General features: G+C 44.0%; 9 protein-coding genes. 5 read left to right on the top strand and 4 right to left on the bottom strand.

Features of this window, described 5'->3' with window-relative positions; all coding sequences use genetic code 11:
* Positions 1 to 499: 499 nt before the first annotated feature.
* The 5 genes from CHB62_RS08510 to CHB62_RS08490 all read left to right on the top strand — a co-directional run bounded on the left by CHB62_RS08510 (position 500) and on the right by CHB62_RS08490 (position 5,646).
* On the top strand, positions 500 to 1,369 hold the full coding sequence (locus CHB62_RS08510; RefSeq protein WP_009011405.1) for an electron transfer flavoprotein subunit beta/FixA family protein: 870 nt from the start codon (positions 500 to 502) through the stop codon (positions 1,367 to 1,369).
* A gap of 266 nt (positions 1,370 to 1,635) precedes the next feature.
* The gene (locus tag CHB62_RS08505) at positions 1,636 to 2,658 is read left to right on the top strand and encodes an electron transfer flavoprotein subunit alpha/FixB family protein (protein WP_009011404.1); all 1,023 of its coding nucleotides are present in this window, start codon (positions 1,636 to 1,638) and stop codon (positions 2,656 to 2,658) included.
* 141 nt (positions 2,659 to 2,799) lie between these two features.
* Positions 2,800 to 3,195, top strand: coding sequence for an endonuclease domain-containing protein (locus CHB62_RS08500; RefSeq protein WP_089366500.1), 396 nt, complete (start codon positions 2,800 to 2,802; stop codon positions 3,193 to 3,195).
* A 92-nt stretch (positions 3,196 to 3,287) separates the two neighbouring features.
* Positions 3,288 to 5,021, top strand: coding sequence for an acyl-CoA dehydrogenase family protein (locus CHB62_RS08495; RefSeq protein WP_089366499.1), 1,734 nt, complete (start codon positions 3,288 to 3,290; stop codon positions 5,019 to 5,021).
* A gap of 241 nt (positions 5,022 to 5,262) precedes the next feature.
* Positions 5,263 to 5,646 carry a hypothetical protein gene (locus tag CHB62_RS08490; RefSeq protein WP_089366498.1) on the top strand — a complete coding sequence of 128 codons (384 nt, stop codon included), beginning with the start codon at positions 5,263 to 5,265 and terminating at the stop codon, positions 5,644 to 5,646.
* A gap of 418 nt (positions 5,647 to 6,064) precedes the next feature.
* On the opposite strand, the gene CHB62_RS08485 is transcribed toward CHB62_RS08490, so the two are convergent.
* The 4 genes from CHB62_RS08485 to CHB62_RS08470 all read right to left on the bottom strand — a co-directional run bounded on the left by CHB62_RS08485 (position 6,065) and on the right by CHB62_RS08470 (position 12,478).
* Positions 6,065 to 6,586 (bottom strand): DUF8447 domain-containing protein, encoded by a 522-nt coding sequence (locus CHB62_RS08485; RefSeq protein ID WP_089366497.1) that lies wholly within the window; start codon positions 6,584 to 6,586, stop codon positions 6,065 to 6,067.
* Positions 6,587 to 6,738: 152 nt separating this feature from the next.
* Positions 6,739 to 7,383 (bottom strand): hypothetical protein, encoded by a 645-nt coding sequence (locus tag CHB62_RS08480; protein WP_089366496.1) that lies wholly within the window; start codon positions 7,381 to 7,383, stop codon positions 6,739 to 6,741.
* A gap of 503 nt (positions 7,384 to 7,886) precedes the next feature.
* Positions 7,887 to 11,219 carry a type I restriction endonuclease subunit R gene (locus CHB62_RS08475; protein ID WP_089366495.1) on the bottom strand — a complete coding sequence of 1,111 codons (3,333 nt, stop codon included), beginning with the start codon at positions 11,217 to 11,219 and terminating at the stop codon, positions 7,887 to 7,889.
* A gap of 86 nt (positions 11,220 to 11,305) precedes the next feature.
* The gene (locus CHB62_RS08470; protein ID WP_089366494.1) at positions 11,306 to 12,478 is read right to left on the bottom strand and encodes a restriction endonuclease subunit S; all 1,173 of its coding nucleotides are present in this window, start codon (positions 12,476 to 12,478) and stop codon (positions 11,306 to 11,308) included.
* Positions 12,479 to 12,540: the final 62 nt, after the last annotated feature.

The following is a 12,540-nucleotide window of genomic DNA, read 5'->3' as shown; positions in this document are numbered from 1 at the left end:
AACATATTGTATCATAACTATACACGCCCTTCTTCACCATGATACATACAACTTCAAGGAATTATTTTCATGAAAAGAAATATTTATTTTCACGACAAAAAATATTTATTTACGTGAAAATAATGCCGAGATGAGCAAATATAACAAGATAGAACAAGCTATAAAAGAGCTTTCTGATAGAACTTTTCCATTGGAATTAAGGGTTTTATAAATAGTAAAAAAGAAGTTGCCATCCATCAACCCCTACACTATTTTTACGATATACATTCAAGTTTAAATCAGTTATTAGGATTCTACTTCCGTAAAACAAATGAGGGTACAACTCTCTTAAACTACAACACCTCCTCTAACTCCAACAAAACAGCTCATAGGATAGTTCCTAACAATCATAAACACAGGAAAGCTGTTTTTGTGCAACTTTTTTGTTTATGTTGCAAAAAAGCTGTACTTTTGCCCCCAACCAAAGCTATTGAATATTAAATAACACATTATTATATTTATGAGTTTGAAAATTGTAGTACTTGCGAAGCAGGTACCTGACACAAGAAACGTGGGTAAAGATGCCATGACAGCAGAGGGAACAGTAAACCGTGCCGCCCTGCCTGCCATCTTCAACCCAGAAGACCTAAACGCTCTGGAGCAAGCGCTAAGACTAAAAGAACAAAATCCTGGCTCTACTGTAGGCATATTAACCATGGGACCTCCACGTGCTGGAGAGATTATCCGACAGGGTCTCTATCGTGGTGCTGACACTGGTTGGCTGCTTACCGACCGTAAGTTTGCTGGTGCTGACACTCTCGCTACTTCATACGCTTTAGCGACAGCTGTACAGAAAATCGGTGATGTAGACATTATCATCGGTGGACGTCAGGCTATCGATGGTGACACCGCACAGGTAGGACCACAGGTTGCACAGAAGTTAGGACTCAACCAAGTTACTTACGCAGAAGAAATCCTGAAGATTGAGGATGGTAAAGCAACTATCCGTCGCCATATTGATGGTGGTGTAGAGACTGTCGTAGCACCATTGCCAGTTCTCATTACCGTGAACGGCACTGCTGCTCCTGCCCGTCCTTGCAATGCTAAGCTTGTCATGAAATACAAGTATGCTACCTGTCCGATGGAGCGCAAGGGCGATGAACCTTGGGCACAACTCTACGAGGAGCGTCCTTATCTCACACTGAACCAGTGGTCAGTTGCCGATGTCAACGGTGATGAGGCACAGTGTGGTTTAAGTGGTTCACCTACAAAGGTCAAGACTGTGCAGAATATTGTGTTTCAAGCTAAGGAGAGCAAAACACTCACAGGCTCAGACGAGGACGTAGAAGGACTCATCAAAGAACTGTTAGGAGAGAAGATTATTGGTTAAAAAACGACAGAACAACTAACCAACAAAACAAGCGACTGGCCCATCCCCTCCCCCAGAGGGAGGGGCGTAGAATGTCCTGATGCTTTTTCTTAGCTACAGACATCATAAGGGAAAGAAGTTTTATGAACACCCTTCTAATAAGCCAATTACCCTACAGTAAGTGACACATTTCACTCCCCTCCCTCTGGGGAGGGGTAAGGGGGAGGGGCCAGTTGGAGCCACTTAGGCCTGTTAGTTGGATTAGTACTTGGTCGAACATTTGATTTATGAACAACGTATTTGTATATTGCGAAATAGAGGAAACCACCGTACAGGAGGTTTCACAGGAGCTGTTGACCAAGGGTCGCAAGCTCGCAAATGAGTTAGGTGTGGAACTCCATGCCATCGCTGCCGGTAGTGGTATTAAGGGAAAGGTAGAAGACCAAATCCTGCCATACGGCGTAGACAAACTCTTTGTCTTTGATGGTGAGGGACTCTTCCCTTACACATCAGCACCACACACAGACATTCTTGTAAACCTCTTCACCGAAGAGAAGCCACAGATTTGTTTGATGGGTGCCACTGTTATCGGTCGTGACCTCGGTCCACGTGTATCGTCATCCTTGACCAGTGGTCTTACTGCTGATTGTACTCAACTTGAGATAGGTGACTACGAAGATAAGAAAGCTGGCAAGCGTTATGAGAACCTTCTCTATCAGATTCGTCCTGCTTTCGGTGGTAACATCGTCGCTACTATCGTCAATCCTGACCACCGTCCACAGATGGCTACCGTACGCTCTGGCGTTATGCAGAAGGCTGTCTATGAGGGTAAGGCAAAGGGTGAGGTTGTCTATCCGGATGTGGCGAAGTATGTACCAGAGGTTGACTATGTCGTAAAGGTTATCGACCGTCATGTCGAGCCTGCACAGAACAATTTAAAGGGTGCGCCAATCGTTATCGCTGGTGGCTACGGTGTTGGCTCTAAAGAGGGTTTCGACCTACTCTTTAAGTTAGCTAAAGAACTTCATGGAGAGGTTGGTGCCAGTCGCGCAGCAGTTGATGCAGGATGGGTAGACCACGACCGTCAGATTGGTCAGACCGGTGTCACCGTCCATCCAAAAGTCTATATTGCATGCGGAATATCTGGCCAGATTCAGCACATTGCTGGTATGCAGGACAGTGGTATCATCATCTCTATCAACAACGACCCAGACGCTCCTATCAATGCCATCGCTGACTATGTCATCAATGGCACCGTTGAGGAGGTTGTTCCGAAGTTGATAAAGTATTATAAGCAGAATAGTAAGTAACAAAGAAGTGGCCCCTCCCCCTTGCCCCTCCCCCGAAGGGAGGGGAGTAAAATGCGAAAAGGGAATAAGAGGACTACTGTCGCTAAATACTCATTATCACAAGAGGCATAGCGTGTATAATCATTGACTAACTACCGACCTATGACTAAAGAAAATAGAAAGAAATGCACCTACAAGACAGCTTCACCTGATAGATACCATATTCTGAAAGACTTTGCAAAGGAGAATCGAAACGAGATGACTTTGGCAGAAGATATTCTATGGAAAGAATTAAAAGGTACAAGGGGCGAATATCATTTCAGAAGACAGCATCCTATAGGTGACTTCATTGTAGACTTTGTATGCCTTTCACAGAACTTAGTCATAGAAGTAGACGGAGCTTACCATAAGCAACCGCTACAAGAGGTAGACGATAAAACAAGAACAGAATACCTCAATGAAATGGGCTTTAATGTTCTTAGATTCACTAACGAAGAGATATACACGGACATTGATAATGTGATAGAACAAATAACCGAATTTATAAACAACGAATAAAAAGAGTCCCCTAACCGTAAGAATCAGTACATTCTACTCCCCTCCCTTTGGGGGAGGGGCAAGGGGGAGGGGCCACTCTTACATTTTTTATCATGGCAAATTATTATACTGACCACCCAGAAATAGCGTTTCACTTGGAGCACCCATTGATGAAACGCATCGTAGAACTGAAAGAGCGTAACTACGCTGATGCTTCTACACACGCTGACGCACCTGTAAACTATGAGGATGCTATCGAGAACTACAAGCGCATCTTGGATATCACTGGTGACATAACAGCAAATATCATTGCACCTAACTCTGAGGCTGTAGACCTTGAAGGTCCACACCTTATCGACAACCGTATGCACTATGCCAGCAAGACTTTGGAGAACATTGAAGCTACACGTCAGGCTGGATTGTGGGGTGTCTCTATGCCTCGCCGTTATGGTGGACTGAACCTTCCAAACGTTGTCTTCTCAATGATGTCTGAGTTGATTGCTGCTGCTGATGCTGGTTTTCAGAACATCTGGTCGTTGCAGTCTTGTATCGACACACTCTATGAGTTTGGTAATGAGGAACAACGCCAGAAGTATATTCCACGTATCTGTGAGGGAGAGATGATGTCAATGGACCTCACCGAGCCTGATGCTGGGTCCGACCTTCAGCGTGTAATGCTCAAGGCTACCTTCGATGAGAAGGAGAACTGCTGGCGCCTGAATGGTGTGAAGCGTTTCATTACCAATGGCGACTCTGACATCCACCTCGTTCTTGCACGTTCAGAAGAGGGTACACGTGATGGTCGTGGTCTTTCTATGTTCATCTATGACAAGCGTAATGGCGGTGTTGACGTACGTCATATCGAGCATAAACTCGGTATTCATGGTTCTCCTACCTGCGAACTTGTTTACAAGAATGCAAAGGCAGAACTCTGTGGTAATGTCCGCATGGGTCTTATCAAGTACGTAATGGCATTGATGAATGGCGCTCGCCTTGGTATCGCAGCACAGTCTGTCGGTCTTGAGCAGGAGGCTTACAACGAGGGATTGGCTTACGCTAAGGACCGTGCACAGTTCGGTAAGAAGATTGTCAACTTCCCAGCTGTCTACGATATGCTTTCTCGTATGAAGGCGAAACTCGATGCTGGTCGTTCTCTCTTGTATCAGACAGCACGCTATGTTGATATCTACAAGGCATTGGAAGATATCGCACGTGACCAGAAACTCACCCCTGAGGAGCGTCAGGAGATGAAGAAGTACAACCGTCTTGCCGATGCTTTCACACCATTGTCAAAGGGTATCAACTCTGAGTATGCTAACCAGACAGCCTACGACTCTATCTCTATCCACGGTGGTTCTGGTTTCATCATGGAGTATAAGTGTCAGCGTCTGTACCGTGATGCACGTATCTTCTCTATCTATGAGGGTACAACACAGCTGCAGGTTGTTGCTGCCGTGCGCTACATCACTAATGGCACTTACCTTTCTATCATGAAGGAAATGCTCGAAGCTGAACTTGCTTGCGACTGCATGAAGGGGCTGCGCGACCGTGTTGCCAAACTTGTTCAGCTCTATGAAGAGGCTGTTGAGAAGGTTAACGCAAGCGAAAACCAGGATGTTCACGACTTCCTCGCACGCCGTCTTTACAACATGACAGCCGACATCATCGGTTCTCTCCTCCTCATTGAAGATGCTGCTAAGGCACCAGAGCTCTTCAAGAAGTCTGCCCATGTCTTTGTTCGCATGGCTGAGGAAGAAGTTATCGGTCACGCTGCTTACATCAAAGCCTTCAATCCAGAAGACCTCGAACAGTTCAAGGCTGTGGAAGAAGAGACGGAAGAAGCATAATCCTTTATTAGGATTAATCTCATATAAAAGCAACCGAGCGCAATGCTTGGTTGCTTTTTTCGTTACGGATTTGGCGTTGATAACATTGGTCAACGCACCTTCATCTTCCCACTAAAACTACTGACAACAACAAAGCTGATATGCAGAACGAGGAGAAAGAAAACTGAAATAATTATAAATCTTGGTGGTTATCTGCTTATTTATACCTACCTTTGTCACACACATTAAAAGGAGAAACAAGATGAAGAGATATTTTCAAGCAAGTATGTTGCTGATGGGCTTATTGTTCATCCAGTCAACAACAGCGTCTGCACAATGCCCTATCAAGGAGCAGATAATGAATGGTGACGATGGAGGTGAGGGCTTAGAGAAGGCTAACCGAGAACGGGATAAGACTCCGGTCAGCCACACGCTGATTATCTTCTTCGACAAGAAGACAGGTAGCAAACCACTCTTAAAAGCCATCAAGAAACAGGGCTGCACCCTACTCTACAAATACAAGGAGTTCAGTGCTGTAGCGGTCAAAGTTGACGAGAAGCACGACATTGATAAGGCTATCGCTGATTTCAAGAAAGTAAAAGGTGTGATGAGTGTCAACAAAGACGGTATCATGCAAATACAGTAACTGTCCCTATCCTAAGACTAAAAGTCAAGCCATAATGTGAGTAGCATTGTGGCTTATTTTTTCCACCTCAAATGCGATGTCAGTTCGCTCAAAACTGGTAGCAACAAAACCAACTTTTATAAGCAAGAAATAACCCCTAATACTACGAAAAAAGTTTTATTTTTAGTTGCTGTCACATTTAACATTTCACGTAACCATACTATCATCCAATAAGTTAAGAGCCGAACTCACATGACAGAAATGACAGGAAAATTATTTTTCAAGGATTTCCTTCTCCTCAAAGAATAATTGATTCAGCACCTTAAAAGCAACTTCACGCTGACACCACAGCCAACCATTCCACGATAAAGCTGTAGAAAGTAAGGTAGAGGCACTTGTATAACCAAGCCACCACAACTCTACTCTCCACACTTATTCCTTACCGACTCATTGTCAGTATAAGTTCCTTTCCTTTCTCTAAGTTTACAGTTCCGCTATAAATCTGGTTGTCTTTGTTTATCTGTTTATCGGCGGTAGTGTGATAAACCTCCAACTGGTAGTTGCCAGAAGGGATATTATTTATCTTGAAATCAACATCATAGCGACAGATGCAGTTTGTCATCATGTCCTTATCGGGATACAGGATGAGAATAAGCTTACCCTCACTGCTGCTTGCTCCTACATGGAACAGGTCGATTGCACAGTTATCCATGACGTCGGCAAAACGTGCCGTGACAGTATTCTCTTTACCGAGCAAGAGGTGCAACACAGACCGCTGCCCCATAAAACGATTATAGTAATCAGGCCGAGACTCCATCAGAGAGGCTGATGCTTTGCAACCTGACGATTTCACATCACTTATCCCAACATTCCCAACAACTGCATTCTCCGTTGTACATGACAACATTAGCACTGACAGACAGCATATAGTCAGACTGTTAATAGCTTTCCAATATTTCATACGTATATCTATTTATAGGGTTAGTTAATACAAAAGATTCTTCGCAAAGATAGTGTTTTATTTTGTAGAATACAACTTTTTTCTTGCAAAAAGAACTATATCATGCCACTTCAATCCCCAACATGTTAGCCGCAGTCCCTATCATCCTATCTCTACACAAACCGCGTTTTATCTTCAACGATACGGAAAGTTCTTTCCTCTGGGAGTGGTTCTATCACATATACCTTACCTGCTCGGAAATTAAAAACTATCTCTTCTTTATAAAGAACATTACGCATATTGCGCTTTGAAAGAATACGCTCCTCATAGAATTCAAACACCACTCGATGTCTTCCCGCGGTCAGGAAACTTCCATCAAACCATGAGAAACTTACGCCACGGCCATAATTGATATCATCAATCTTACCTATTGACACCATCATGTTCTTAGCACCTTTATTCCATGAGGGGAAGAACAATCGGCAATGTTGGGGATTACGACGGAGCCAAGCACTTTTCTCTATACGAAAAATAGCGACTATCGCCACGCTCACCAGAACTATCATAGCAAGAGGTACATAGATAAACAAATTCTTTTCATAGAGTAAATCAAATCCAATATTAGAAAAGGCAAAACCCATGGATATGCCGAAGGATGCTATTATAGATAGGATGTACCAAACGAGACCACCTTTAGAAAAGGTCTTAATACTGGGTGCCGAATGAAAAAAAGAGTAACGATAGAATAGTTTATTAAGCCCATAAATAAAGCCGTACGCTCCTAAAATAATAATGGTAGATACAATAAATGATTTCATCTTATATTATTCTTGATTTAATAAGTTTATATTCTTGATTGGACAAGGGTGGTGGGGTGGTGGGTGGTGGGTGTTTAATGTTGGGTGATGAGGGCTTGGTAATGAAGGGTGAGGGGTGTTGAATATTGGGTGATGGGTATTGAATGGTGGGTGATGAGGTTTTGGTAATGAGGGGTGATAGATGTTGAATGGTGGGTGATGAGGGGTAGATAATGAGGGTGATGGGGGTTGAGTGGTAGGCGATATGCGGTGATTCTGACCATAATTCTTACTATGCAAACAGCTGAGAAACATCTGCTCTCGATTTTTTTTCATGAAAAGAAATATTTCTTCTCACGTAAATAAATATTTTTTTTCACGTAAATAAATATTTTTCTTCATGAAAATAATTCGCAATGGCAGGACGGAACACTATCGTACGAGGACAGAAACGGACTGACGACCCAGCTCTGCTGACTGACAGAGAAGCATCTTGTCGACCCATGCCGATAAGGTAGTGCCTCCTAACTGATGACGTTATGCAACTCATTCACAAAGTCTTTTAGTCCCACAAAATGTTCGCCAAAGACATCCCGCCACCTGTTTCGGTTCAGTGGGTACTCCATGAAGTCACTCATTTGCAGGTCACCATTCTCGCTGAGATAGTTCAGTATCTCTTTCAGATACTGTTCTTGCTCACCTGTCAGGTTGCCGTCTTTGATAAAGCGGGTATAGAGGGCTAACGCTTTCTGGCGGTCTACACCTTGAATGACACGGATAAACGCAGCCACATTATGGTTATATTTCTTTCCGTTCGTAGCCTCATCAAACTCCGTACGTGTACCTAATTCTTCCCAGAAGATACGTTGCAACTCGTTGACATCATCCGTCGTCAGCTGCTCAAAGTTCTGTATCTTCCTTAACACTTCATTGTCTGTATGCTTTGCCAAATAGTCTATCACTCGGTCGTGATAGGTGGCTTTCAGCGTGACAGGAGCAGCCACGGCATCCGAGCTAATAGCGTCTTCGATGTTGATAACAAATCTTCTTTCGTCCCTACTCTCGGCTAACACATGCACTAACTCACGTAGTTCCTTCCTCACTCGTTCGAGACTATCCAGCGTGCGACGCTCCCAGAAGCCTGCTGTCTGCACCTCCTTAATGGTTTCCATCCGCTCTCTCACAGCAGGGATAGTGGCTTTCTTCTCTAAGAGTTGGGCTATCTTTATCACACTCGCACGACTGTTATCGGCCTTCACCGTACTGTCTACCAGCTCTAACTGCAGACAGAGCATCAGCACATCGAACTTCTTTGCGGCCTCATTCTCCTTCGGACGTGGCAACAAATGGGCTATCCCCTTCAGTTCGGCAACGTCTAAATCGCTCAGACAAACCCATGCCTCCTGCTCACGATAAGGCTCAATCGTTTGCAGATGTGCTCTGACATCAATGCGAGCCCTACTGAGTTGGTTCACTTGTGTGTGTAGGATAGCCTTCAACTCATCGTGTAGACAGCGGTCGACCTCCCTCTCTTGGTGTTCAGCCGACTGTAAGGCAGCTGCGATATCAAGCCTCAACGCAAAGAGCCGTTCGGTCAGCGACTTCACAGCGACGGGGTTTGCGCCATCACTATTTACTGAGAAATACTCGAAATTGCCGCACCAATCGAAGATATAGAACTCCTTCTTGTCAGCATCACCAAACACCTTCGGACAGAGACGTGTGCCACGTCCTATCATCTGCATAAACTTTATCTTCGAACGAACACACTTAAAGAAGACGAGATTGAGCACCGATGGCACATCGACCCCCGTGTCAAGCATATCGACACTGACGGCTATCTGTGGGTACTTATCCATCTGTTCGAAGTCAAGTATAAGTCCATGTGCCTTGTTGACATAGTTATCAATCAGCTGACAGTAGTTGGGATCTTTCTCAGGATAGAGCGTACGGAAGCGTTCAACGATGAGTTCTGCATGAGAATGGTTCATAGCGAAGATGATAGTCTTACCTATCTCCTCCCCACTCTTCACCTTCAAACCCTTTTCCATCAACTCCATCAATACCTTGTCAACGGTATCTATGTTGAAAAGATACTTGAATATCTCTTGCGGAAGGATGTCACGATGATACTCATCGTCGGGTCCTAAGCCTGCTAAAGACTTCTCATAGTCCATTAGTCTTTCGGCTTCTTCACGGTCCTCCTTCGACATTTCGTCCCATTTGGCACCACGTTCCATTATCTTAGAGTGATACTGCAGTGTCTTATAAGGACAGAGATAGCCATCTCTAACAGCCTCATCAAGGTCGTAACTGTAGTTAGGCATACCGTTATCCAACTGTAGGAGGTCGTAGGTATTGCGGTCTATCTCATCACGTGGGGTAGCCGTTAAACCAATGAGGAGAGAGTCGAAATAGTTGAAGATGGCACCATATCTACCAAAGACACTTCGATGAGCTTCGTCGATGATGATGAGGTCGAAGCGGCCAACACTAAAGGTTTTATCCTCTCTGTCGAGGTAGTTTATCATCGTTTGATAGGTTGAAAAGAGGATGCGTGCCTGCATATCAGGGGCTTTCTCCTCGCTCAACACCGACATAGACACACTTGGCAACAAGGCTTCGTAAGCACGATGAGCCTGACCGACCAAGGCTGTGCGGTCGGCAAGGAAGAGCACTGTCTTCACCCAGTCATTGCGCATAAGGATGTCGCAGAGCGAGATACTTACACGTGTCTTACCTGTTCCTGTTGCTAAGACGAGCAGTCCTCGACGGTGCTTAGCATTAAACCACTCTACAATACGCTTGATAGCGGTCTGCTGATAAGGGCGGTCAGTAATTTCTTCCTTTATCGTTACGTCTTTTATCTCAGCCCTCCCCCTCTTCTGTATCAGCCTTTCAAGGTCGTCCATAGAGTGGAAGGAGATCACGTCACGGTCTGGATAGCCCATTCCGTCAATGACTTTTGTCGTAAAGCCATTGGTATAATAGATGACAGGGCGCACACCATATCGCTTCTCTAAGCAGTCAGCATAGAGCGTTGCTTGGTGTCGTCCTTCTGTCAAAGCATGGTTAGTGGCCTTGGCTTCAATGACAGCTAAGGGCTTTCCGCCACGACTAAAGAGAACATAGTCGGCATAGCCTTTCCCCGAGGCAGTGGGCATCCCGTCTACTTCCACCTCTATGCAAGCCTTTCCACCCAGCACTTTTCCCTTCTCTTCTAAGACTTCCCAGCCTGCTTCCTCGAGCATATAATCAATGAGATACCTCCTTGTCACGGCCTCACTGGCAAGACTTTCACGAGGTAGCACCACTGGTTGTGGGTCGTCGAGCGACTCTTTCCGTACGCTATTGACCACCTCCATCTCCACCTTAGGTTCTGGACTCTTGACGAGGGCGACTGGGGCAGACGGTGAAGAGATGAGTGTTGCGTCGAAAGGAGGTATCTCCTTCACAGCATCCCAACGCCCCATAAAACCCGCCACGACATTATAGAGTGCACGAAGACAGCGGAAAGCCTTCACCCGATTGACGGGTTCTGCACCGTCATGGCTGGCCGCATTGCCTATTTTCTTTACTAAGTAAATATCTTCTCGAAACTTATAATCACGATTGACAAAGGCGTCTGTCGCTGGAAGACGTAACATATCGTTGAGCGTCGCACGTGCGTCAACGGTAACACCAGCCATCTTCAACATGTTCTTCATCAGCCACTCAAGGGCCTTACGAGCATTATTGGCAGACGCATCAGGGTAGATTGGTTGTTGTTCTTCAGCCAACCTGCAGTAGTTATGTAGGTGCTTAAAGGTCGGTATCTTGTCTGCTAACAATAGTATATAATCAAAGTTTTTAGCCATATCGTCTTTCTTTGTATTAATGTTTTTATCTTACTCGTAGATTATATTAAGTCTCCAAAAATCTTTTTGTAAGTCTTGTCAACAAATTAATCAAACCAATATTGCATTCGAGAAGCAAGTAGAGTCTCTAAATCCATAATTATCTTCTGAATAATAGCTTTCTGTTTCTCTATCTGTTCTATCTTATTTGCGAATGTATTCTGTATCGAGATAGGAGGAATACATATAGATATACTTGCAATCTCTTTTGTTGATATATGCGTTACCTTAAACCCTTTAGCATATTTTGCCTTCTCATTATAGAACGCTTTTGTCCTTGTGTAATACGAAAGGTATATGCCATTCTGGTTATGATGGAATATTGCTGCATCCGAGCCGACAACCACATCATAGTCTCCAAGCCATGCTGTGCTTTTACAAGAACCCTCAACATCCTCACTGGTAATCGCTAAAATAAGATCACCAGGATATGCTATCTTATACTTAGGAAGTAAGTCTTTAGGTATAAAGGTTATGGTTTTTCTTGTATATGCACCAAATATTGTATGTAGCTGACCATAATGAATACACGGTAAACCATCATCTACGAAGTCTTTTTTGGATATTCCAGCACCCCTTTCTAAGGTTCCTATTTCCCCAAACGTCTTCACTTCCCACCCTTTCTCATTCTCCACAGGGTCTCCAAACATCTCATAGAAGATGCTTTGTGCAAGTGTATCATAGTCTTTTAGCTGCTCTTTCTTAATCCGTATCAGCTCGTTTAGCTTATCAAGTTCGGAGACAATGGATAGCTGGGTAGGCTTAGGAGGGATTGGGATAAGGGCTTTCCTTACATCAGTCTCTTTAACTGCAGGGTAATTAGCACCATTTGTTAGCTTTTCCAAATATGCTGTAAACTTGTTACTAACCACATAATAGAAAATATACCTTCGTAAAGCTGCATCATTAATACGCAATACGCAGAAGCCACTCGACGCAACTAAATTAGTTGCATCATCATTAACTATAGCTATATTCCTTAGGTTCGGTCTTACTGTTGAGATGAGTATGTCTCCATATTCAACCTTTTGCTGTGCTCGTGAAGGAGCATCTAACATTTTAAAAGAAGTAGTTCCTGTTAAGCATTGATTAATGTTATCAATCGAAGAAATATCTATATAGCGTATTACATCGTTTGGACTAAAACGTTTTTTGGCTTTTTCTATCAATAAAGAACTACTAATATCTCCCAATTTCTTATATTCCCAATCCTCTCTCATACGCTTACCTCCTTCCCTACATGCTGTATAAGAGAATACTGTTGGGGTTCAACAATCCCCTT

Source organism: Prevotella jejuni, from assembly GCF_900187995.1.
In the GTDB taxonomy this organism is placed as follows: Bacteria; Bacteroidota; Bacteroidia; order Bacteroidales; family Bacteroidaceae; genus Prevotella; species Prevotella jejuni.
This window is presented reverse-complemented; position numbering and strand designations above follow the sequence as displayed.

Excerpts from the sequence above, each read along its gene's own strand:
- CHB62_RS08500 (WP_089366500.1), top strand. The coding sequence starts at position 2,800 with ATGACTAAAGAAAATAGAAAGAAATGCACCTACAAGACAGCTTCACCT.
- CHB62_RS08480 (WP_089366496.1), bottom strand. The coding sequence starts at position 7,383 with ATGAAATCATTTATTGTATCTACCATTATTATTTTAGGAGCGTACGGC.
- CHB62_RS08485 (WP_089366497.1), bottom strand. The coding sequence starts at position 6,586 with ATGAAATATTGGAAAGCTATTAACAGTCTGACTATATGCTGTCTGTCA.
- CHB62_RS08510 (WP_009011405.1), top strand. The coding sequence starts at position 500 with ATGAGTTTGAAAATTGTAGTACTTGCGAAGCAGGTACCTGACACAAGA.
- CHB62_RS08470 (WP_089366494.1), bottom strand. The coding sequence starts at position 12,478 with ATGAGAGAGGATTGGGAATATAAGAAATTGGGAGATATTAGTAGTTCT.
- CHB62_RS08490 (WP_089366498.1), top strand. The coding sequence starts at position 5,263 with ATGAAGAGATATTTTCAAGCAAGTATGTTGCTGATGGGCTTATTGTTC.
- CHB62_RS08495 (WP_089366499.1), top strand. The coding sequence starts at position 3,288 with ATGGCAAATTATTATACTGACCACCCAGAAATAGCGTTTCACTTGGAG.
- CHB62_RS08475 (WP_089366495.1), bottom strand. The coding sequence starts at position 11,219 with ATGGCTAAAAACTTTGATTATATACTATTGTTAGCAGACAAGATACCG.
- CHB62_RS08505 (WP_009011404.1), top strand. The coding sequence starts at position 1,636 with ATGAACAACGTATTTGTATATTGCGAAATAGAGGAAACCACCGTACAG.